At 33.1% G+C, this 23,717-nt stretch carries 22 protein-coding genes and 3 tRNA genes; 23 read left to right on the forward strand and 2 right to left on the reverse strand.

Translation table 11 applies throughout. The features are described 5' to 3' along the window. Nucleotides 1–12: 12 nt before the first annotated feature. The 10 genes from M9C82_02335 to M9C82_02380 are packed head-to-tail and all read left to right on the forward strand — an operon-like array spanning nt 13 to nt 11,695. The gene (locus tag M9C82_02335; protein ID URQ73988.1) at nt 13–453 is read left to right on the forward strand and encodes a hypothetical protein; all 441 of its coding nucleotides are present in this window, start codon (nt 13–15) and stop codon (nt 451–453) included. Between the two features lie 7 nt (nt 454–460). Beyond that, nucleotides 461–1,030, forward strand: a complete 570-nt coding sequence (locus tag M9C82_02340; GenBank protein ID URQ73989.1) for an HD domain-containing protein — start codon at nt 461–463, stop codon at nt 1,028–1,030. Nucleotides 1,031–1,057: 27 nt separating this feature from the next. Then, the gene (locus tag M9C82_02345; GenBank protein URQ73990.1) at nt 1,058–2,500 is read left to right on the forward strand and encodes an MFS transporter; all 1,443 of its coding nucleotides are present in this window, start codon (nt 1,058–1,060) and stop codon (nt 2,498–2,500) included. Then, nucleotides 2,500–3,279 (forward strand): rhomboid family intramembrane serine protease, encoded by a 780-nt coding sequence (locus tag M9C82_02350; GenBank protein URQ73991.1) that lies wholly within the window; start codon nt 2,500–2,502, stop codon nt 3,277–3,279. Before M9C82_02345 ends, M9C82_02350 begins: the two co-directional genes overlap by 1 nt. Further along, entirely contained in the window at nt 3,276–5,513 is a 2,238-nt protein-coding gene (locus M9C82_02355; GenBank protein ID URQ73992.1) for a DUF3604 domain-containing protein, read from the forward strand. Before M9C82_02350 ends, M9C82_02355 begins: the two co-directional genes overlap by 4 nt. A gap of 3 nt (nt 5,514–5,516) precedes the next feature. Continuing rightward, on the forward strand, nt 5,517–6,941 hold the full coding sequence (locus M9C82_02360) for an MFS transporter (protein ID URQ73993.1): 1,425 nt from the start codon (nt 5,517–5,519) through the stop codon (nt 6,939–6,941). Continuing rightward, a complete protein-coding gene (locus M9C82_02365; GenBank protein URQ73994.1) occupies nt 6,938–7,252 on the forward strand; it encodes a BolA/IbaG family iron-sulfur metabolism protein in 315 nt (104 codons plus the stop codon). Before M9C82_02360 ends, M9C82_02365 begins: the two co-directional genes overlap by 4 nt. Further along, entirely contained in the window at nt 7,239–8,123 is an 885-nt protein-coding gene (locus tag M9C82_02370; GenBank protein URQ73995.1) for a rhodanese-like domain-containing protein, read from the forward strand. Before M9C82_02365 ends, M9C82_02370 begins: the two co-directional genes overlap by 14 nt. Next, nucleotides 8,120–10,561, forward strand: a complete 2,442-nt coding sequence (locus tag M9C82_02375) for an MMPL family transporter (protein ID URQ73996.1) — start codon at nt 8,120–8,122, stop codon at nt 10,559–10,561. The genes M9C82_02370 and M9C82_02375 overlap by 4 nt, the downstream gene beginning before the upstream one ends. Beyond that, nucleotides 10,562–11,695 carry a CoA transferase gene (locus tag M9C82_02380; protein ID URQ73997.1) on the forward strand — a complete coding sequence of 378 codons (1,134 nt, stop codon included), beginning with the start codon at nt 10,562–10,564 and terminating at the stop codon, nt 11,693–11,695. On the opposite strand, the gene M9C82_02385 is transcribed toward M9C82_02380, so the two are convergent. Then, nucleotides 11,679–12,467: a TatD family hydrolase gene (locus tag M9C82_02385; GenBank protein ID URQ73998.1), complete on the reverse strand. Its 789-nt coding sequence runs from the start codon at nt 12,465–12,467 to the stop codon at nt 11,679–11,681. The two genes, M9C82_02380 and M9C82_02385, sit on opposite strands and share 17 nt — an antisense overlap. Before the next feature lie 33 nt (nt 12,468–12,500). Between M9C82_02385 and M9C82_02390 the strand changes: the two genes are divergently transcribed. The 11 genes from M9C82_02390 (at nt 12,501) to M9C82_02440 (ending at nt 19,899) form a co-directional block, all read left to right on the forward strand. Further along, a complete protein-coding gene (locus tag M9C82_02390; GenBank protein URQ73999.1) occupies nt 12,501–13,316 on the forward strand; it encodes a thioesterase family protein in 816 nt (271 codons plus the stop codon). Nucleotides 13,317–13,369: 53 nt separating this feature from the next. Beyond that, on the forward strand, nt 13,370–14,218 hold the full coding sequence (locus tag M9C82_02395) for a MoxR family ATPase (GenBank protein ID URQ74000.1): 849 nt from the start codon (nt 13,370–13,372) through the stop codon (nt 14,216–14,218). Beyond that, the gene (locus M9C82_02400; protein URQ74001.1) at nt 14,219–15,394 is read left to right on the forward strand and encodes a VWA domain-containing protein; all 1,176 of its coding nucleotides are present in this window, start codon (nt 14,219–14,221) and stop codon (nt 15,392–15,394) included. A gap of 20 nt (nt 15,395–15,414) precedes the next feature. After that, nucleotides 15,415–16,332, forward strand: coding sequence for an ABC transporter ATP-binding protein (locus tag M9C82_02405; GenBank protein URQ74002.1), 918 nt, complete (start codon nt 15,415–15,417; stop codon nt 16,330–16,332). Further along, nucleotides 16,329–17,102 (forward strand): ABC transporter permease, encoded by a 774-nt coding sequence (locus tag M9C82_02410; protein ID URQ74003.1) that lies wholly within the window; start codon nt 16,329–16,331, stop codon nt 17,100–17,102. Before M9C82_02405 ends, M9C82_02410 begins: the two co-directional genes overlap by 4 nt. Before the next feature lie 45 nt (nt 17,103–17,147). Then, nucleotides 17,148–17,237 (forward strand) — tRNA-Ser (locus tag M9C82_02415). An 8-nt stretch (nt 17,238–17,245) separates the two neighbouring features. Then, nucleotides 17,246–18,115, forward strand: coding sequence for a lysophospholipid acyltransferase family protein (locus tag M9C82_02420; GenBank protein ID URQ74004.1), 870 nt, complete (start codon nt 17,246–17,248; stop codon nt 18,113–18,115). Between the two features lie 51 nt (nt 18,116–18,166). Next, a complete protein-coding gene (gene csrA, locus M9C82_02425; protein ID URQ74005.1) occupies nt 18,167–18,334 on the forward strand; it encodes a carbon storage regulator CsrA in 168 nt (55 codons plus the stop codon). Between the two features lie 12 nt (nt 18,335–18,346). Continuing rightward, nucleotides 18,347–18,423 (forward strand) — tRNA-Arg (locus tag M9C82_02430). A gap of 27 nt (nt 18,424–18,450) precedes the next feature. After that, the gene (locus M9C82_02435; GenBank protein ID URQ74006.1) at nt 18,451–19,824 is read left to right on the forward strand and encodes a cytochrome P450; all 1,374 of its coding nucleotides are present in this window, start codon (nt 18,451–18,453) and stop codon (nt 19,822–19,824) included. Next, nucleotides 19,823–19,899: transfer RNA gene (locus tag M9C82_02440), tRNA-Val, on the forward strand. Before M9C82_02435 ends, M9C82_02440 begins: the two co-directional genes overlap by 2 nt. A 283-nt stretch (nt 19,900–20,182) precedes the next feature. On the opposite strand, the gene M9C82_02445 is transcribed toward M9C82_02440, so the two are convergent. After that, complete coding sequence (locus M9C82_02445; GenBank protein ID URQ74007.1) at nt 20,183–21,442, reverse strand: hypothetical protein; 1,260 nt, start codon at nt 21,440–21,442, stop codon at nt 20,183–20,185. A gap of 69 nt (nt 21,443–21,511) precedes the next feature. On the opposite strand from M9C82_02445, the gene M9C82_02450 reads away from it, so the two are divergent. Then, on the forward strand, nt 21,512–22,588 hold the full coding sequence (locus tag M9C82_02450; protein ID URQ74008.1) for a DNA cytosine methyltransferase: 1,077 nt from the start codon (nt 21,512–21,514) through the stop codon (nt 22,586–22,588). Beyond that, on the forward strand, nt 22,585–23,628 hold the full coding sequence (locus M9C82_02455) for a DNA cytosine methyltransferase (GenBank protein ID URQ74009.1): 1,044 nt from the start codon (nt 22,585–22,587) through the stop codon (nt 23,626–23,628). Before M9C82_02450 ends, M9C82_02455 begins: the two co-directional genes overlap by 4 nt. The last annotated feature ends 89 nt before the right edge of the window (nt 23,629–23,717 follow it).

Genomic DNA, 23,717 nt, shown 5'->3' on the forward strand with positions numbered 1-23,717 from the left:
TTTTTATATTTTATGCTTTTTACAATTAAATTAGTTAGCATTTTTCTTTTTAGCACATTAGTAGCGGTTTTTTTATCTGTGCCAATCACAAGTGTTTCTTATTTATACTGGTTGAGCTCAAGGGAGATATCAATTGGCATAGATATTTTATTTAAAAGTTTATCTCATGATTGGCTATATTTTTCACCTATTCTTTTCATAGTTTATTCAGTAGGGTTTTTTGCAGCTTTTATTGTTTCTAAACTTGCTCTATCAGTAATAAAGATTGATAAAAGAATTGCTTATGGTCTGGCAGGCGCTGCTTCTGTCGCAACAGTTTTATATCTATCTGTAGCGTTATTGTTTGAAACACAGATCATCGCTGGCAATAGATATTTTTTTGGATGGATCTTCCATATAATCTTTGGTTTTTTTGGAGGATATATTTTTGCTTCTTTACTAAAAAAGATATAATTAAATAATGAGTAAAACAGCTAAATTTACAGAAATGACAAAAGGAACTGCTGAAGACTACGTTCCAATTGTTGAAGCAGCAATGGTTCATACATCTGAACTTCCACAAAGGATCTTAGAACATCTTGAAATGTTGAAAGGCGATCATGGAGGTTTCGCAGTTGATAGATATACCCATTGTCTTCAAACAGCAACAAGAGCTTATAGGGATGGAAGAGACGAGGAATATGTAGTCTGTGCATTGCTTCACGACATCGGAGATATTCTTGCACCTGCAAATCATGCTGACTTTGCTGCGACTTTACTTGAACCCTATATCTCAGAAAAAAATTTCTGGATTCTCAAACACCACGGCATTTTTCAAGGATATTATTTTTTTCATTTCTTGGGTCTTGATAGAGACATGAGAGATAAATATAAAGATCATGAATATTGGAGAGACTGTGCTGAGTTTTGCGCAAAATACGACCAAAATTCTTTTGACCCTAAATATGACACTCTTCCGATAGAAACCTTCATTCCAATGTTGGAAAGAGTTTTGTCTCAAACTAAGAAATCAATTTATAAAGCTGAATAAAGCTTTAATTTCTAGTTTAATTCTTCTGTGACGAAATTCGTTTCTAATCTATCTTTAATTTTATATTCTTCAGGCTCTGGAGTTATTGGAATTAATGCCGTAATTTTTGGAACTTGGGTCTTAATTTTTTATAACCAAGTTTTAGGTTTAAATCCTATTTTAGCCTCTTTGGCTTTGGGTATAGCTCTTGTCATCGACGCAATTTCAGATCCATTGATAGGAGCCTGGTCAGATAGGTTTAGGTCGAAATGGGGTAGAAGACATCCTTTTATTTACTCAAGCATCTTGCCTTTATGCATTAGTTTTTATCTTTTATTCACCGAACCAAATAGTTATTCACAATCTTATCTCTTTTGGAAACTTTTGATTTTAGTTTTAATTATTAGAATTTCTTTGACATTTTATGAAATTCCTAGAGCTTCTCTTGGACCAGAACTTACCAAAGATTATGATAAGCGAAACTTTGTAAATGGTTGGGCATATGTTGCCGCAGTGGTTGCAGGGACGACAGTTACTTTTGTTATGTATTCTTACTTTTTAATTGAAACTGAAGAGTTCACTGGCAATAAAGCTTTTTTAAACCCAGATGGATATAGGTACTTTGGTTTATTATCCGGATTTTTAATTGTAATTTTCGGTTTAATTTCTGCGGCGAGTACTCACCGTTTTATTCCTTATTTACACAAAGCTGAGTCACAAGCTAGCTTTTCTATAAATAATTTTCTAAAAGAATTATTTGAGTGTTTTTCTAATAGATCGTGGCTAGTGATGCTTTTAGCGGGCGGTTTTTATGGACTGAATATTGGTATTACCAGTGGAACCTCAACTTATGTAAATACTTATTTTTGGGAATGGACACCCTCAACTATCTCTCTTTTTCCAGTCATTGCAGGAGCTGCAACTATTGTAGGTGCAATTTTAGCAATTGTTATAACTGCTGGAAGAGAAAAGAAAAATATTGCTGTTACAGTCTTCTCACTTGGTTTGATAATTGATCCATTGCCAATTTGGTTGAGATTGCTTGATGGGGTTTTCCTTATAGATTTTTTTCCTCTAAATGGAACTGACTCATTATGGTGGATAATGATAATTCATACTTCGATAGTTGATGCATTGCGAGCAATGGGCTTTGTTTTGGTAATTTCAATGATCTATGACATTGTTGAAGACAGCCAAATTAATACAGGTAGGAGAGATGAGGGAGTTTTCATGTCTGGACCAAATTTAATCCAAAAAATTCTTTCTGGATTTGGAATTTTTCTCTTAGGAATAGTCATGCAATTTTTTGGCTTTGATAACACTAATATGTCTCAAATAGAGATTGCCCAACCTATAAGAGAATTGGTGATTTTCCAATCTATAATTGGACCAATTCTTTCATTGGCGGGTATTTTTTGTCTTTTATTTTATAATATTACTCGAGAGAAATTTCACAGAGCTATTGATGATTTAGGTTATAGAGATAATTAATGTTTTTTCCAATTTCTGACGAAAATCCAAGTAAAAATAAACCTTTTATAACTTATTGTTTGATAGGTCTCTGTATTTTCTCATTTGTTTTGCAATATCTAGCTCAGATGAACCAAGAGATGTTTGTAAATCTCGGGTTTGTTCCAAATACCTTTTTTAATTCAATTCTATCAATAGAAGCATATATTCCAATAATTACTTCTATGTTTCTCCACGGCGGTTTAGCTCATATTGGAGGCAATATGCTCTACCTTTGGATCTTTGGAGATAACGTAGAAGATTCTATGGGGAGGACTAGATTTATATTTTTTTATTTTTTATGCGGAGGTATTGCAGCAATTTCACAAGGCTTAGTTGACCCAACTTCTAACATACCAATGGTTGGTGCAAGTGGGGCTATTGCGGGCGTTCTTGGGGCATACTTAATTCTATATCCGAGAGCTAACGTAAAGTGTCTAATTTTTATAATAATAATTATTCAAATGATTAGAGTACCTGCTTTTATTGTTTTAGGTTTTTGGATATTTGGTCAATTTTTTAGCGCTCCTTTTTCTTTAGATTCCGAAGGTGGAACAGCTTATTTCGCCCACATTGGAGGATTTATTGCAGGTATGATCTTGATTCCATTTTTTAAAAAGAAAGAAACGAAACTATTTAATCATAAGGCTAGCCCAGCATGGACTGTTTTTAGTGACAAAGATAATATAAATAATTCAGGTAAAAATTTTTTACAAGACTTTATAAATAAATCAGAGAATGAGATAAAGAGAAGAAAATGATTAGAAGAATTTTATTAAGGTTTTTATTTTGGGGAGTAGGTTTGTTCCTCTCTTTTTTATTGATTGCCTTTTTATATTTTTTTGCTTTTTATTTTAATTTTTTTGGTTCTTTGGAAGACTCAGGTATGAACATCAAAACTTCTTATCCTGACGAATTAGTTCAATCGAGAATTCAGTCGCAAATAGAAGTGTCTCACAGCGATACTCAAATTTTATTTGGCGATACCCATGTACATTCTACTCATTCTCTTGATGCATTCTTGTGGAGCTTGCCGAACAGTCAAGGCGAAGGACCCCATTTAATGGCAGACGCTTGCGATTATGCAAGATTTTGTTCAGCAATAGATTTTTGGGTAATGACAGATCATGCTGAAGGAAGTACCCCAAGGAAGTGGGGTGAAACTATTAAAGCTGTTCAGAATTGCAACAAAGTAAATCAGAATAAAAATTTGAAAGATACTATAAGTTTTGTTGGATATGAATGGACACAAATCTCACCAGACATTGATGAGCATTATGGCCATAAAAACGTTCTCTTCTTAGAAACAGATAATGATTTATTGCCAGGAATTCCATATGGAGCTGCAGGTTATGCATCTGATGGATTTAGAGATAATGATAATTTACCCACGGTAAAACAAAATATGGTTGCTTCATCCGTGGTTGATTTTTCAAACAGACAAAGATACGCGGATTTTATTAGCTTTGTTGAAGAGGTACTTGCCCACCCAGATTGCGATATGTCGGATCCTGACCCAAGAAATTGTTACCGCTCTGTAAGATCTCCTAAAGAGCTATTTGAAGTATTAGATGACGTAAAATCTGATTCTATTGTTATACCTCATGGGAATTCTTGGGGATATTACACACCCGCTGAGTCAAATTGGGATAAACAATTATCTGATCAGCATGATCCAAATCGTCAAATTTCTATAGAAATTTTTTCAGGACATGGAAATTCAGAAGAATACAGACCTTGGTCGGCGACAAAAACCGAAAATTCTATTGCAATATGTCCACCACCATCTAAAAATTATTTACCTTCATGTTGGCGCGCTGGAGAAATAGTTTTAGAAAGGTGTCTAGCTGAAGATTTAGATGAGAGCCTTTGTTTAGAAAAATCTGAACTAGCAAAAAAAAATTATATTGACGGAGGTAACTTCGGACATTGGGCGCTTAGTGGTGTAGAACCTGAGGATTGGCTGAATTCAGGACAATGCAATGATTGTTTCGTTCCAGCATTTAACATGCGTCCAAAAGGATCAGTTCAGTATGCATTGGCTTCAAGAAAATTTTATGAAGATAAGATAGTGCAATTTGATTTTGGATTTATCGCTTCAAGCGATAACCATCGATCTAAACCAGGTACCGGTTACAAAGCGATTGATAGATTACTTACCACTGAAGCAAACGGTGCAGCTTCACCATTTGTAAGATCAAATTTCTTTCCTTACGAAGAAAAAACTATAGACTCCAGAAAAGTTATTCCAGAAGAAATTAACACTCCTAGCGAACTAACTATGTATGAAGCAGAAAGACAGTCTTCTTTTTTTACTACGGGCGGACTAGCTGCTGTGCATGTAAATTCAAGATCTAGAGAAGGAATATGGGAAGGATTTAAAAATAAAGAAACTTACGCTACAAGCGGCCCACGAATTCTTTTATGGTTTGACTTAATAACTACTGCAGAAACTTTTCCAATGGGAAGTAAAATAAGTTCTGAGAGAAACCCCGTCTTTGAAGTTAAAGCTGTTGGTTCATTTAAACAAAAACCAGGTTGTCCTGAATTCAATTTATCCAATGCTGATGCGACAAGATTAAAAAAAATATGTAAAGGTGAGTGTTATAACCCTTCTGAAGAAAGACGGAACATCACAAGAATTGAAGTAGTTAAAATTACACCACAAAATTATAATGATGAGCCAATTGGACCTTTAATCAAAGATGCTTGGAAGGTTTTCGAATGCGAGCCAAGTCAAGAAGGTTGTAAGATAAGATTTACTGACAAGGATTTTTTAAAGGATGGAAGAGATAGCGTTTATTATGTAAGGGCAATTGAAGAACCTTCTCTCAGAGTAAACGGAGATAATTTAAGATGTGAATACGATGATGAAGGAAATTGTGTCAAAGTAAATATTTGTCATGGAAGTTATTTAACAGATAAAAATGATAATTGTCTTGCCCCCTCTGAAGAAAGAGCTTGGTCTTCTCCGATATACGTGAATAGAATATAACTTATGAAAGATACAAAATTGCCAGTTTCCACCAAACTTTATTATGGTTTTGGATCAATGGCATTTGGAATTAAAGACAATGCTTTTGCTTATTTTTTACTTTTTGTTTATGTGCAAGTATTTGGATTGTCTCCAGATTTAGCCGGATTAGCTATTCTTTTGATGTTAATTTTTGATGCTATTTCTGATCCTCTCGTTGGTTATTTTTCTGATAATACAAAAACAAAATGGGGCAGAAGGCATCCCTACATTTATTTGTCAGCGTTACCAGTATGTATTTCTTTTTTTGTATTGTGGATTCCTCCATTGGATTTAACGCAGTTTCAATTATTTTCATACTTACTTTTAGTTGGAATTTTTATTAGAACGGCTATTACTTTTTACGAAATTCCTAGTATGGCCTTAGGACCCGAATTGTCTAAAGATTACATTGAAAGAAGTTCTTTGCTTGCTTATAGATATTGGTTTGGATGGTGGGGAGGTCTTGCAGTTTGGTGTTCTTTATGGATTTTTGTTGTTTATAGCAGCTACACGGGCACAACAGACGCCAGGTATCTACCTTCAACATGGCAATCATATGGGTTAGCTTGTGGAGTGGTCATGTTTATTGCAATCATGGTTACTGCTTTAGGAACTCACCGTCACATTAATGATTTATTCACGCCCGAGCCAAATAAACTTTCTTTAAGAAATACCTTGAGCCAGTTATGGGAGACCTTAACCGTAAGTAGAGATTACTTAGTTTTATTTTTGGCGGGAATTATTACTGCAGTTGCATCTGGAATCTCTACAAATCTTACTTTGTTCTATTACAGTTTTTTTTGGGAATTCACTCCCTTAAATATTTTGACAATAGGTTTAGCTTTATTTCTAACGCCTTTTGTAGGCATTTTAATTTCTCCTTATCTGGCTGGAAAATATGGAAAAAGAAACACAATAATATTTATGTTTTTAATTGCTTTCGTTGCAGAAAATATTGCAATTTTTATGAAAATCTTTGATTTGATGCCTTCTAACGATACTCCTTATGTTCTTTTTATTGTTCTAGCTTGTCACTGGATAGGTATTGCTGCTCAAATAATTTCATACACCACTTTAGGCTCGATGGTATTTGATACAGTTGAAGAAGTTGAAAAAATTACTGGAAGAAGAATGGAAGGTACTTTATTGGCTGCTAGATCTTTTGCAGCAAAATGTATGAGTGGAGCAGGAGCATTCTTAGCTGGAATAGTATTATCCTTATCTTCTTGGCCGTCAGGAGCCGTAGCTGGGGAAGTGGACAACAGCACAATAATTAGCGTAGGTATTTATGCTTTATCTATTTCAACTTGTTTATGGCTTTTAGCGCTATTTATTTTTTCCAAAGTTAAAATGACAAAGGCTTCTCATGAAGGAAATTTAGATAATTTAAATTACTCTGAGACATGATAAAAGACGATATAGAGCTAAATTTGAAAAATAATTTGGAAATTTACTTTTTAGAAGTAATAAACGAAAGCAATATGCATAACACGCCTGATGGAGCTGAATCGCATTTTAAAATAACAGTTGTTTCCGATTTTTTTGAAGAAATGCGAGCAGTTCAAAGGCACCAAAAAATATACCAAATTCTATCGGAAGAAATGAAGAAAATTCATGCCATCGCGATTCATCCATTTACACGCAACGAGTGGAAAGATATTTCAGGAGATGACTTAAAATCTCCAAATTGCCTTGGTGGAGAGAATGCAGAAAAGTAAAAAATTTTTTATAGCTACATTCTACAAATGCTTTAGCTTTGAACAGATTAAATTATTAGAAAATCTTTTAAAAAGGCAATTTAAAAAACTTAAAATTGTGGGCACTGTCATCCTCACCTCTGAGGGAATTAATTCTACAATTGCATCCCAAAATTCAGTTTCTTTAAAAAAAGGAATAGCATTAATTGAAAAATACTGCGGAAATTTAGAGATAAAAAATTCGATATCCGATAAGCAGCCTTTTAAAAAATTAAAAATAAAGCTTAGACAAGAGATTGTTCCATCCGGAATAAATCTAAGAATTGATAATCACAAAGGTAAATACGTTGATCCAGAAGATTGGCATGATTTTATTTCTCAAAAAGACGTTCAAACAATAGATGTCAGAAATGAATACGAAATTGAAGTTGGAACTTTCAAAAATTCTATTTCTCCAAAAACAAAAAATTTTAGAGAATTTAATAAATACATCGTAGATAACAAAAAGCTCTTGAATAGAAAAAAAATTGCTATCTTCTGCACGGGAGGCGTTAGATGCGAAAAGGCTTCTGCAATGTTTTTAGAAAACGGAGTGGAAAATGTTTTTCAACTAAAGGGCGGAATTTTAAATTATTTTGAAAAGTCTAAAAATACTGACAAATGGGAAGGAGAATGTTTTGTTTTCGATGATAGAGTTACACTTAAAACTAATTTGGAGCCTGGCAATTTTTATCAATGTTTTGCATGTAGAAGACCTTTGTCTAATAAAGATCTGTTAAAGCCTGAATATCTTAAAGGAGTTTCTTGTCACAAATGTTTTGATGAAAAAACAGATGAAGACAGACTCAGATATAAAGAGAGACATAAACAATATAAAAATCAGCAATTATGATATCCGCTAACTTAATTACTGAAAGCCCAAAATTAGTTTTATTTATTATTTTCTCTTTACTTATTCTAATTGGAGCAGGAGCTTCTAATTTCGATTTAGATGCATCTTCAGAGACTTTACTTTTAGAAAACGACCCTGATTTAAAACTTTATAGGGACTCAGCAAAAACTTATGGCTCAACAGATTTCTTAGTAGTAACCGTAACTCCAGACGAACCTATTTTTAAAAAATCTTCAATTGAAACCTTCAAAAAACTTATTTTTGAGCTATCCAACGTCGATGGTATTGAAAGCGTTCTAAGTTTGCTTGATGCGCCATTAATTGAAGCAAATAAAAATTTGTCGTTGTCTGAAGTTGCGGATCAAGTTTCAACTCTTGACTCAATTGATCCTGACATAGAAAAAGCTAAACGAGTTTTCAATACAAATGAGGTTTATAAAAACTTATTAATTAGCGAAGATTTAAAAACTACTGCCATACAACTTACTTTAAAAAGAAATATAACTTACGAAAATTTAATCAACGAGAGATATTCCATCAATGATCAATTAAATCCTGAATTTAATTCAAGGCTTGAAATAGTAAATGAGGAAATTCAAAAGGAAAGGGAGTTAATATCAACTAAAGAAGAAAAATTAGTTGAAGAAATAAGAAGCATTCTTAAAAATTATAGTTATTTTGGCGAACTCTTCTTAGGAGGGGCAGCCATGATAACCGTAGATACTATTAATTTTATTTCACAAGATTTATTAACTTTTGGGTCGGCTGTTTTTTTGATTTTTATTCTAGTTTTAGGCGTTATTTTTAAGCAATTTAGGTGGGTGGCAATTCCATTAAGCGCGGCTTTATTTTCTTCCATTATCTCAATAGGGGTAATAGGTTGGCTCGAATGGAAAGTAACAGTTGTATCCGCGAATTTTGTTTCGATAGTAATGATAATAAGCTTGTCTTTGGCTGTGCATCTTATTGTTAGATACCAAGAGCTAAACCATAAACTTGACTTAGATCAGAAAGCTTTGGTAAGTGAAACTTTGAGACAGATGTTCTTACCATGCCTTTATACAGCTTTGACGACCGTTGCTGCTTTTGCTTCACTTGTTATAAGTGATATCAAGCCACTTATAGATTTTGGATTCATGATGGTGATTAGTATTGTTTCTATTTTTATTTTTACATTTATTTATTTTGGATCTTTGAACGCTTTATTATCCAAAACTAACGTAAGTCTAAAACCAGTGTCTGAAAGCTTAACTAATAAGATATTTTCTTGGGTAGAAAAAAGAATCAATACAATTCTTATTCTTACATTTTTTGTAATTTTTTTATCTGTAGTTGGATTTAATAAATTAACCGTAGAAAATAAATTCATCGACTATTTCAAATCTTCATCTGAGATATACAAAGGATTATCCTTGATAGATAAAAAACTTGGTGGCACTGCTACTTTAGATGTAATTATTGATGCTCCAAGCATGGGTCAAGAAGCAGATTTTGCATTTGAAGATGATTTTGATGAGGGTTTTGGTGACTCCTTGGCGGATGAAATTCAGGAACAGGGTTATTGGTTTACCTCTGAAAACCTGATTTTTTTAGAATCGATTCATGATTATTTAGAAGGCAGAAATGAAATAGGAAAGGTCTTATCAGTTTCAAGTGGAGTAAAAATTGCTGAAATAGCAAATAATAATAATAGGCTTTCTGATGTTGAACTGGCTTTATTGAGAAGTTTATTACCAGAAGAAATAGAGTCTCAACTTTTAAGTTCCTATATAAGCAGTGATGACAATCAAGTCAGATTGACAGCTAGAGTTATAGAATCGCTTGAAGGATTGAATAGAAAAACTCTTATTGAATCCATAGACGCCGATTTACAAAACGTTTTTGGTCTAGACGTTAATCAATATTCTTTAACAGGCATATCAGTTATTTACAGCAATTTATTACAAAGTCTATTTGGTTCCTTGTTTGGGAGCATGAGCATAGTATTTGTATCAATTTTTTTGATGTTTTTGATACTTTTTAAATCCTTAAACTTAGCTTTATTAGGAATGGTTCCAAATTTTTTATCTGCTGGAGCAGTGATAGGGACAATCGGACTGCTAGGTATTCCGTTAGACGTTATGACAGTTACTGTTGCAGCTGTAAGTGTGGGAATGGGGGTAGATAATACAATTCATTATATTTTTAGATTTAAAAAAGAATACTTAGCATCAAATAATTATCTAATGGCGTCAAAAAATACACATACGACGGTAGGAAAAGCGCTTCTTTACACCTCTTTAACCATAATATTTGGTTTTTTATCTTTAACAATTTCAAATTTTAATCCAACAGTCTATTTTGGGCTTTTTACTGCATTAGCTATGATCATGGCTGTTATAAGTTCTTTAGTGCTTTTACCTGCTTTGCTGATTAAACTTAAACCTTTGAAAGTATAAATGGGACCTTTATCTGGAATAAAAATAGTTGAATTTGCCGGTCTGGGCCCAGGACCTTTTTGTGGAATGATTTTGGCTGATATGGGCGCTGATGTCATAGTAGTCGACAGAATCGAAAATTACGGCAAAGCAAAAACAAATGATCTCGCGAGCAGAGGGAAAAAATCAATTGCAGTCGATTTAAAAAATCCTGAATCAAAGGATTTGATTCATTCTCTTGTAAAAAATGTAGATGCACTGTTAGAAGGTTTGAGACCAGGAAAAATGGAAAAACTAGGTTACGGACCAGATGATTTACTATCAATAAATCCAAAATTAATTTACGGCCGAATGACAGGGTGGGGTCAAACAGGAAGTTTTTCTCCCGAAGCAGGTCATGACATTAATTATATTGCTCTCACAGGAGCTTTGGGAGCCATGGGCTCAAAAGACACACCACCTTTCCCTCCATTGAATTTAGTCGGAGATTTTGGCGGCGGCGGAATGTTATTGGCTATGGGTATATGTGCAGCTTTAGTTGAGAGTTCTAAATCGGGAAAAGGCCAAGTGATTGATGCAGCAATGACCGATGGATCTGCATTGCTTATGACAATGATGTATGGAATGTATAGCGCTGGCCAATGGAAAGATCAAAGAGATTCAAATTTATTGGATGGAGCTGCACATTTTTATGGTTGTTATGAATGCAAGGATAATAAATACATATCAATCGGCTCTATTGAGCCTCAGTTCTATGCTGCTTTAATTAGATGCATGCAATTAGATGAAACTACTTTTAATAATCAATTTGATCAAAAACAATGGCCAGAACTAAAAAAAATAGTTTCTGAAAGATTTAAAACTAGGACTAGAGACGAGTGGTGTGAAATTTTTAAGGGAAATGATGTTTGTTTTGCTCCAGTTCTTTCTTTACAGGAATCAGTAAATTATCAGCACAATAAAGATAGAAAAACTTTTGTAGAAATTGCAGGAATTAATCAACCAGCTCCAGCTCCAAGATTTTCCAGAACTGAGAGCGAAGTTAAACATCCTCCTCTTAAAGTAGGAAGTAATACGCAAGAAATTATAGATGGATTGAACTTAACTATGGATACTGACTTTTTGATAAGTCAGAATATTATCCGTTTAGATTAAAGAAATTTAAGCTATTTAAATAAATCTGGTTTTGTATTTCTTCACTAGTCTCACTTCTTAAAGAAACTATTTTATTAAAAATTTCTGGTAAAAACTTTGGTTCATTTCTTCGACCTTTAACTTTTAAATTTTTTGGAAGTAAATACGGAGAGTCTGTTTCAATCATGAGTTTGTTCAGGGGAATTTCTTTAATAGCTTTTTCTAAGTCTTTTCCTCTTATAGGATCACATAGCCATCCAGTTATACCTATAAATAAATCCATATTTAAATATTCATCTAATTCTGAAATATTTCCAGTAAAACAATGGACAACGGCTTTTGATTTTATTTTTACATTATTAATACATTCTAAAAATAATTTATGAGCATCCCTCTGGTGGAGAAACATTGGCATGTTTAAATCATTAGCAATTTCTATGTGTGTATGAAATGATTCAATTTGTTTTTCTTTTGAAGAAAAATTTCTATTGAAGTCTAATCCGGTTTCGCCTATTGCCTTAACGTTTTCACTTGAAGCCAATTTTTTTAACATTGGTTTGGAAGATTCATCAAAATTATCAGCATAGTGAGGGTGAATACCTACTGTAGAAATTAAATTTCTATGGAACTCTTTTGTAATTTCAATACATTTTTCGCTATCTTCAATTGAAGTACCAGTGAGACAAATTCTATCAACACTATTTTTAAAGGCATTTTCAATAACATTCTTATAATCATTATTGAACGACTCATGTGTTAAATTAACCCCGATATCAAAAAATCTTTCTTGCATATAAAATATTTATAAATTTTTTATCATTTAATTATGAAAACGCCTTTCGAACACTTTAAATCAGATATATCTGTTGTACAAATCGATAAAAATCATTACGAGGGAAACGTTTCAGATATGTGGAGTATAGGAAAAACACCTAATGGTGGTTACACCATGGCTTTAGCTGCTAAGGCTATTTCTGAAAGCCTTGAACATAAGGACCCGCTAATAGTTACAGCAAATTATTTAAATAGATTAAATTTTGGAAAAATAGATATAAAGGTTGAGACTCTTCCAAGCACAAGAAGTTTGAGCTCTGCAAGAGCTACTATGATTCAAGACAATGAAATAAAAGTAATTTTCACAGCAACCTTTACCGATCTCTCGAAGGCAACAGGTCTAAATAAAGCTTTTAAAAAAGAACCTATTTTTGAAAAATATGAAGATTGCCATCTTCACGCTTTCAAAGAAGGGTTTAATCCTGGTTTAGAAAAATTTATAGAAAAAAAATATTGTTCTGATTCAATTTGGTGGAAAGCAAAAGATAATAATCAAAATAAGAATGCAGTGTTAAATTTATATATGTCTTGGCCGGATAAAGAAAAAGCAGATTTATATAGTTTGATTTTATTTCTAGACGCTACTACACCGCCTATTTTTAACAATATGGGATCGGTTGGATGGGTGCCAACAATAAGCTTGACAAGCCACATACGATCTTATCCTTCAGAAGGACCGCTAAAAGTCACAGCTAAAACAGAATTTATTACTTCTGGATATATCGAGGAAGATAGAGAAATATGGGATTCAAAAGGAAATCTAGTTGGTCAATCGAAACAGCTAGCTAAATTAAGAATAAAGAAGTAATTTTTTTACTTTTTGATATTATAGATACTCTTTATTAGTCACGGAGACAAACTATGCAATTTAAAGGAACAAAAACATATATCTCAACAGAAGATCTCAGCTTATCTGTCAATGCATCTGTAAATTTAGAAAAACCATTATTAATCAAAGGAGAACCTGGGACTGGTAAAACTATGCTCGCTGAAGAAATTGCAAGTGCTCTGAAGGTTCCTTTAATTGAATGGAACATAAAATCTACTACTAAAGCCCAACAAGGACTTTACGAGTATGACGCAGTAACAAGATTAAGAGATTCTCAATTGGGAGATGAAAGAGTTAAAGACATATCAAACTACATCGACAAAGGTAAATTATGGGAGGCCTTTCAAAGTGATGAAAGGGTCGTTTTATTAATTGATGAAATAGATAAAGCCGATATTGAATTTCCAAACGATCTACTGCAAGAATTAGACAAAATGGAGTTTTATGTTTACGAAACAAAAGAAACTATTAAAGCAAAACATAGACCAATAGTTGTTATAACTAGTAATAATGAAAAAGAACTTCCGGATGCTTTTTTAAGAAGATGTTTTTTTCACTATATTTCTTTTCCAGACAGAGAGACAATGAAAAAAATAATTAAAGTTCATCATCCAAAAATAAAAGAAAAATTAGTCAAGGAAGCCTTAGACATATTTTTCGACGTTAGGAAAGTTCCTGGAATTAAGAAAAAACCATCTACTTCAGAATTGGTAGACTGGTTGAAACTTCTTATGGCAGATGACTTACCAGATGAGATATTGAAAAATAGAGATCCATCTAAAGCTATTCCTCCATTATATGGAGCCTTAATTAAAAATGAACAAGACGTGCAGCTTCTCGAAAGATTAGCTTTTATGACAAGAAGAGAATCAAACAACTAGATGCTAATAAATTTATTTAATACGTTAAAAGATACAGGAGTTCCATGCACTCTAAGGGAGCTTTTAGATTTATTGACTGCATTAGATAAAAGACTTGTTTTTGCCAATACCAATGAATTTTATTTTTTATCTAGAGCTATCTTGGTAAAAGATGAAAAAAATTACGATAAATTTGACAGAGCGTTTGATATTTATTTTAAAGGCCTTGAGACTTTAGATGATGTTATTCAGGCATTAATACCCGATGAGTGGTTGAGAAAAGAATTTGAAAAATTTTTGACTCCTGAGGAACTAGAAAAAATTAAATCTATGGGAGGCTTAGAAAAATTACTCGACGAATTTAAAAAGAGACTTGAAGAACAAAAAGAGAGGCATGAAGGCGGGGATAAGTGGGTCGGAACTGGTGGAACCTCTCCTTATGGAAATTCAGGAATGAATCCAGAAGGTATTAGAGTTGATGGCGAGGGCAAGGAAGGTAAAGCAGTAAAAGTTTGGCAAAAAAGAGATTTTAAAAATTTAGACGATTCAATTGAATTAGGAACAAGAAATATCAAAATCGCTCTTAGAAGATTAAGAAAATTTGTTAGAGAATCTCACAACGAAGAATTTGATTTAGATGGGACTGTTAAATCTACAGCAAAAAATGCAGGATTATTGGATATTAAAATGGTTCCTGAAAAAGCTAATGCTGTAAAGGTAATCGTTTTATTTGATGTAGGCGGCTCAATGGATCCACACGTAAAAATTTGCGAAGAATTATTCTCCGCATGTAAGACAGAATTTAAAAACTTAGAATATTTTTATTTTCATAACTTCATTTATGAAACTGTTTGGAAAGATAATAGCCGAAGACATAATGAGAGAATTGAGACAACTGAGTTATTTCAAAAATATTCTCAAGATTACAAAATTATATTCATTGGTGATGCAACCATGGCTCCTTACGAAATCACCAATGCTGGTGGAAGTATAGAACATTGGAATGAAGAACCAGGCTCTTTGTGGATGAAGAAATTTTATTCAAACTTTGAAAAGTTAATTTGGTTAAATCCTGTTCCACAAGATCATTGGGACTATTCAGCTTCTATAGAGCTCTCAAGGACATTGATTGATGATCAAATGTATCCTTTAACTATTAAGGGATTAGAAGACGGAATGTCTTTTCTCACTAAATAGTAATCTAATTCATCTTTATTTTGGAAAAAGTAGCTATAAATATACAAAATCTTTGCAAGGTTTACCCTAAAGATCTTAGGGCATTGAATGAAGTGAATCTTAAAGTAAATTCAGGAGACTTTTACGCGCTACTAGGGCCAAATGGAGCAGGAAAATCTACATTAATCGGAATAATAAGTTCAATCGTAAACAAAACAAGTGGGAAAGTTGAAATTTTAGGAATAGACATAGATAAAAATCATGCTCTAGCGAAGAAGAAAATGGGAATAGTTGGACAGGAAGTAAATTTTAATCAATTCGAAACGGTTTATCAGATTCTTACTCAACAAGCAGGATATTACGGATTGAATAAAAAGGTCATAAAAAATAATAGTGAATATTATTTAAAAGCTTTGGATCTCTGGGATAGAAGAAATGAGCAAGGAAGATCTTTGTCGGGAGGTATGAAAAGAAGATTAATGGTTGCTAAAGCTTTAGTTAATGAACCTGAATTACTGATTCTTGACGAACCAACTGCTGGAGTCGACATTGAATTAAGAAGATCTCTTTGGGAGTTTTTAGAAGAAATAAATAACAAAGGCACAACAATAATTCTTACGACTCATTATCTAGAGGAGGCTGAAAAACTCTGTAAAAATATTTCAATAATAGATCAAGGAAAAATAGTTAAGGAATCTTCAATGAAATCCTTGCTAAGCGAGTTAGAATCAGAAATATATATTTTTGAGACTAAAGAGAAGATATCTGAGGACATTGATTTTGATAAATTGAAAATTAAACTTTTAGATGATAATAGTTTTTCTGTTCAAGTTCATAAGTCCGTAGGGGTCAATGAGATTTTGAAAGAATTTCAATCAAAAAATATTGAAATAAATAGTATTCATAATGAAACTAATCGTTTGGAAGAACTTTTTCTTAAATTAACTAAACAAGAATGAATACCAGAGAATTATTAAATTCATTGAACACTCTTTCCTTGAAAGAGATACGAAGGTTTATGAGAATTTGGCAGCAAACACTAATACCTTCAGTCATAACAACTGTTTTATATTTCATCATCTTTGGAAGTTTTATCGGTTCGAGAATTGGATTAATGGGAGGCTTTGATTACATGCAATTTATGGCTCCTGGGTTAGTCATGTTGGCTGTAATTACAAATTCTTACAACAATGTTGTGTCATCATTTTATGGAGTTAAGTTTCAAAAAAGTATTGAGGAATTACTAATATCTCCTATGCCTACCTATTTGATTCTTTTAGGCTTTGTAATTGGCGGTGTCGTCAGAGGAATTATTGTTGGCTTATTAGTAATGTTGACGTCATTGTTTTTTACTGAAATTACTATTCAGTATTATTTCATAACTGCATTAGTTGTAATTTTGACATCTATTCTCTTTTCTTTGGCAGGGTTGCTGAATGCTATTTACGCAGATAGTTTTGATGATATTACGATCATACCAACTTTTGTTTTAACACCCCTCATATACTTGGGAGGAGTTTTTTATTCTATAAGTCTTCTCACAGAAACTTGGCAAATAATATCTAAGCTAAACCCGCTTTTGTATATGGTTAATGCATTTAGGTATGGGATGTTAGGTGTTTCTGACATCAATGTTACCTATGCAATTTCAATGATTCTCGTGTTTATTTTAATTTTTTATTTAGTGGCTTTACGTTTATTAAAAAAAGGTGTTGGTATAAGAAGTTAAAAATTTTTTTTAAATATAAAATCTATAAAATAAGTTATTATTTTGGGAGAGATGGCAGAGTGGTCGAATGCGCACGCTTGGAAAGCGTGTAAGGGGGAAACTCCTTCAAGGGTTCGAATCCCTTTCTCTCCGCCAATGACGATATGGAATATATAGAATCAAAATATTTCAGTTACGCAGATCCTGATGATCCTATTGTAAGAAAAATTCTTATCCGCTCCATAGAATATTGTTCGGGTCAGCCAACCATTTATAACCTTTATAGAAAATATCAAGAAAATCCGTCGAATTGGATAAGTTTTTGGGATGGATGTGTAGATTTATTAAATCTTGACATTGATATCGCGAAGGAAAGCATTAACAACATACCAGAAGGAGGCCCTACAATTGTTGTTGCTAATCATCCTTTCGGAGTTTTGGATGGAACAGTCTTAAGCTGGCTTGTGAGTCAGAGGAGAGACGACTTTAAATTACTGGTTCATTCTTTATTGCTTCGTGCACCAGAGACAAAAAAGTATTTGTTACCAATTGATTTTAGTGGCGATAAAAAAGCGCTTTTAACAAATATTGAGACCAGAAAAATTGCAAGAAAACATTTAAGTGATGGCGGTTCAATTATAATTTTTCCATCAGGAGCTGTTTCTACAACCTCAAGAATTCATCAAAGCAAAACTAAAGCTTTCGATCCTGCCTGGAAGAAATTCACATCTAGATTGATTAAACAAACAGATGCGAAAATTGTGCCAGTATATTTTTTTGGTTCAAATTCAAGCCTTTTTCAATTCGTTAGTCATTTTAGTCCAATATTAAGAGCATCCTTACTATTTCACGAAATAAAGAGAAGAATCAATACTAAGGTACCTTTTATCGTTGGCTCTCCTTTTAAGTATTCGGAGTTGAACAAAGACCTTTCGAATGACGAACTAGCTGATTTTTTAAGAACAAAGACCTATTTGCTTAATCCAGAAAATAAAATTCCTCCTCCTTTTGGATACGAACCTCCAGATAATTGAGGTATACATATACGGTTTTTCTGTGCTAAGTTCTTAAAAGGGAGAATTACATTGCTAGTTTTAAGTAGAAAAGAAACACAGTCTTTAATAATAGGTGAAAATATAAAAGTTACAGTTTTGGAAGTGAAGGGTTCGCAAGTAAGACTAGGAATTACTGCTCCGGAATCCATCAGCGTAAATAGAGAAGAAATTCATTATAAAGCTGAGCAAAAACTGTAAAATAAAGTCGTTGCGCCCGTAGCTCAGCTGGATAGAGCACGTGGCTACGAACTACGGTGTCGGAGGTTCGAATCCTTCCGGGCGCGCCAGTATTAATTATTAATTTTTAGAAAAAAATGGGATTGGAATTAAATAGCGATAAACAGCCTTACGTAAAAATAGCTGCACCTAAATTTAAGAAAGCCTATGAATTTAATAGGGAGTTTGATTTAACTGATCTGATACTTTTTACAAAAGGCCAACCATACAATCATTTTAAAGATTTAAGGGAAAATGCTCCTGTTTATTTTCACGAAACAGGTCCTGAAGACAGCGAGCCAGGCTTTTGGGTTCTTACCAGTTACAAAGACATTGAACACGTGTCAAAAAATCAACAGACTTTTTCTTCTCAATTAGCTGGGGGCACTTCCTTAACTCATGGCTTTGAGCCTCCTGAAAATGATTTACTCTACAGATCTACCATGGATCACATGTTGAGCCTTGATGGCATGCTGCATTTAAACATTAGAAATCCTCATATGTCGTTCTTCAATCCTAAATACGTAGAAAACTTAAAGAAAAAAGTGGCGCTCAAGGTCGATCAATTATTAGACGAAATAGCTCCCTTAGGCAAATGTAATCTAGTTGATTCAGTGTCCGCTGAGTTACCTTTATTTACGCTATGCGAAATGCTTGGAGTTCCAGAAAGTGATAGACCAAAAATAATAGAGTGGATGAAACTTTTAGAAATGGCTCAATTACTAGCAGCAACTCAACAGATGCAAAATCGTGGCGAAGAATTTTCTGAAGAACAAAAGGCTCATGCTCCCGATCCGGCTTTAATCGAAGCGTTTAATAATATGGTTCAAGAAATGTTCGATTATGGCAGATCGATATTAATGTCTCGAAGAAAACATCCAAAAGAAGATTTATTGTCAGTCATAGCTAATCTAGAAGTTGAAGGAGAAAAACTACCTGGAGAATATTTAGATGGTTCTTGGCTCTTAATTATATTTGCGGGTAATGATACGACTAGAAATTCAATTAGTGGCACAATGAACTTACTCTCAGAAAATCCAGCTCAAAAGGAGCTAGTGATGAACAATAAAGATTTATTGCCAAACATGGTCCATGAATCCATAAGAATGGTCTCTCCAGTCATATATATGAGACGTACCACGAAAGAGGAGGTGCAAATAAGAGATCAAATAATTGGCCCAAATGAAAAAGTGACCTTATGGTATGGCGCCGCCAACAGGGATCCAGAAATTTTTGAAAATCCTGATATTTATGACATTACTCGAGAGAATGCAAAAAAACATTTAGCCTTTGGTTATGGCAGACATCTTTGTTTAGGGAAGCATGTAGCCAATATGCAACTAGAAGTTGTGTATCAAAAGATTTTTGAAAGATTTCCTGACATGGTCCAAGACGGAGAAATGGTTTTAACTCCCAATAACTTTGTTAACGCCATTCAAGAAATGCCTGTAAAATTCACTCCACAAAAATAGACACGTAGCTCAGTTGGTTAGAGTATCACCTTGACATGGTGGGGGTCCCCGGTTCGAGTCCGGGCGTGTCTACCAAGTTTCTTAGGTAAAATTCTTGAATTAAATATTTTAAATTTTGTGAAATCTTTGATTTAATTTTTGCATTCATCTGTGATTACTTACTCACAAGCATTAACACAAAAACTCATTATTACTGCTTTATTATTGGCACTATCGGCTTAATTCCAAAAGTTCATTATTTATTTTTTGCAGAACTGTGGTGGTTATTAGCTTTCATGCAAATCTGGGCTTACAGCAAATACATTAGAATAGTAAATAATTATAGAATATACAAAAAGACTAAAGTTGTCTGAAAGCTTTATTGATTTTTTCCGGTGTAATTAATGTGAATCCAGCCCTTTTTTATAGCTTCCACCGCAGCATCATTTATATATCTTCTCTCAAGAGTATTGAGATCTTTTTGCGTGATATTAGAAACCGTTTCTAGAATTTCTTTTTTAAAAATTTTAATTCCAAATACTTCTTTGTAATGATAAATGATAAGAGAAGATCCATGGTATGTACTCGGCGACGGTCCTGTGCAATCTGAGTCCTGGCCGACATAAATAAAATTTTTACTTTCAACCTTAAAAGTTACTTGATAAATTTCAGCTTGGCTAACAATATCAGTAGCCTTTCTGCCCTTACCATTTCTTTTACCAGGTTTGAAATCTCCTTTACTCTTAAGTGGCGAAAAGCCTTTTTTTCTTTTAACTGGAGATAAAGTAATTGTCGATTGAGAATTCCCTGCATTAATTAAGATATCTTGTATTAATTTTTTTCCTTCACCAGTGAGCTCATAAGAATCAACATGTTTTATATAAGGCACTCTTTCAACTAATCCTAACCCTTCTAAAAATATTCCCACGTGACCAACTGATTTTGTATCTTTAATCTTATTATCGTAATCAAAGAATTTTTTCCTAGATTTTTCGACCATAATCATGTCTTTGTTAGTACGAAATTTTTTTTGAGCAGGTCTATCTTCTTTGCTTGTTATATATAGTTCGCCATGAAGGGATGCATTTAAAGCACAATAAAAAGCCTTCAGAAGAAATTTTTTTTCAACACCAGTATCCAATGAAATCTTAGAAAATTGAAGGTTCTTTATGTAATCTGTGTAGTAATTTCTTACATAATTAGGCAACAAGGGGTTGTCTCTTTTATTCCAATCATTGAGTTTTTGATTAGTTTCATTTGATGTGTAATTTTTTAAGTAATCTGACTTAATCTTCTTAAGTAAATTCTTTCCTGATTTTGTAAGTGAAATCTCTGTTCGACTAGAAGCATGCTCGGCTAGGCCAAAATTTGTTAAATATCTATAGACTTGTGCCCAACCAGAACTTTCCTGGTATCTATTTATCCTCTTACCATTCCTGTATCTTACTTTGCCATATTTATTAAATGCTTTTATAGCGTCATCTTTGGTAACTGTGTATTTATTATGAGATATAAATACACCAAAAGCCCACATAATTGCTGCGTAGTTTCTATATATTTTTGTTCCACCAAGAAAAAATTCTTCTCCAGAGGTTTTATTTCTAATGTTCAAAACATAATTATCAAACTGCTTACTCATTTTTATTTAGCTTATGCTATTTAATGTTTTAATTATAACTATAATGAGTTTTAAAAAATCTATTTATTAATGAGAGTGCTAGACCTTTTTTGCGGTTGCGGTGGGCTAAGTGATGGTTTTAAACAAGCCGGTTTTGAAATTGATACAGGTATAGATATTGATGAAGATTCTGTTGCTACATTTAGAAGAAATTTCTCAAATTCAGAAGCAATTTGTAGAGACATTACAAATTTTTCAAAAAAAGAAATAAAAAAAAATTTCGCAAATAGAAATATCGATGTTTTAGTAGGTGGTCCACCATGTCAAGGTTTCTCTAGTGCAAATAGATGGGATAAAGAAAAAAATGACCCTAGAAATAAATTGTTCCTTGAGTATTTTAATTTTATCGACGCTTTGAAGCCTAAAGTTGTTCTTATAGAGAATGTCAGAGGTATTTTGACAATGAACAATGGTTATACAAAAAATAAGATCATTGGTCTATTTAAAGACTCAGGTTACAAGCTAACTCATGCAGCCACACTTAATTCAGCTGACTTTGGTGTGCCCCAGAATAGAATAAGAGCTTTTTTTATTGCAGTTCAAGAAAAAAATTTTGATAAGAAAATTGATATCTTTAACTCATCTCAAATTAAAGGATTAAATGTAAAGGATGCTTTAGGAGAACTTTACATACTAGAGAAAAAAGTACTGAAAGAAGACTTTTATATTTTAAAAAATAGTCCTGACACATCCTATAGGCGATATTTAAGATCCAGACATAATAAAATATATAATCATGAAGTGAAGTATCCTGCTGAAGTTACTCAAAAAAAAATAAGTTATGTACCACAAGGGGGAAACTGGAGAGATATTCCTAATCATATTTTAAAAAGTAATAGAACTAATAGACATTCGTCAGCCTATAGACGCTTAAATGAGGAAAATCAATCTGTAACTATTGATACAGGAAATTCTCATAGCAATTACTTTCATCCTAAATTCAATCGAATACCTAGTGTAAGAGAAGCAGCAAGAATTCAATCTTTTAAGGACAATTTTATTTTTTATGGCACCAGAGGAAGTCAATATCGCCAAGTAGGTAATGCAGTGCCTCCGCTATTGGCCAAAGGCATTGCCAAGGCCATAAAGAAGGAGTACTTCGATTGAAAATAATTGATCTATTTTGTGGAGCTGGAGGTCTTAGTTTGGGTTTTGAGCAGAGTGGGTTCCAGGTAGTTAGAGCAATTGATAATTGTAAATCATCAATTGAAACGTTTAATGAAAATCATCCTGAAAAGCCTGGAAAGTGTATGGAAGTCTCTGAATTTAATAAAAAAGAGCTTTCAAAGATCCTTTCTCAGGAAAAAATTACAGGAGTTATAGGCGGCCCACCTTGTCAAGGTTTTAGTTCCGCTAGACTTTCTGACTTCAAGAATGAAGCTATAAAGCTTAATGAGAAAAGGAACAAACTTTATATTGATTTCTTCAATTGCGTGAAAAAATCTAAACCAAAGTTTTTCCTCATCGAGAATGTTAAAGGTATGGCCAAGCTGAATGACGGAGCTTTCTTGAAAGATATTGAGCAAAGATTTGGCAAGTTGGGTTACTTTATTTATCCATCTATTCTCAATGCATCAGAATATGGAGTTCCACAACGGAGAGAGAGAGTTTTTATAGTTGGTATGACCAAAGAAGGTTTTCTTTTTCCTCAAAAAGACTTTGAACAGATTTCCTCCTCTGACGCAATAAGTGATTTGCCTTCAAAACCCAAGGACAAAGTTCTAGCTAAATTTAGATCCAACCCAAAGAATGATTACCAGAAAAGACTTAGGGGCAACGTAACTCATGCATATAATCATCAAATAACAAATCACACCAATCAAACAATTAATATAATTTCACAAGTTCCCGACGGTGGAAATATTAAATCTTTGCCAGAAAAATACTGGAAAGTAAGAAAATTTAATAAAGCCTTTCAAAGGATGAATAGCAAAGAACCGTCTCTAACCATTGATACTGGTCATAGAAACTATTTTCATTTTAGGGAAAATAGAATTCCTACAGTGAGAGAGTGTGCCAGATTACAATCCTTTCCAGATAATTTTAAATTTTTAGGAAATAAATCTGAGCAATATAGGCAAGTTGGTAATGCTGTGCCTCCAATTCTTTCCTTTAGAATTGCAAGCGAAATAAAAAAAGCTCTCTGAAAGAAAAATAGTAAGATATAGCTTAAATTGTCTTTTACTTTATTAAAAAAATCTTGAATTTAGCAAAAAATGTTTCAAAGCCCCATCTC

The sequence above is a fragment of the SAR86 cluster bacterium genome, from assembly GCA_023703675.1.
Taxonomy (GTDB): domain Bacteria; phylum Pseudomonadota; class Gammaproteobacteria; order Magnimaribacterales; family AG-339-G14; genus AG-339-G14.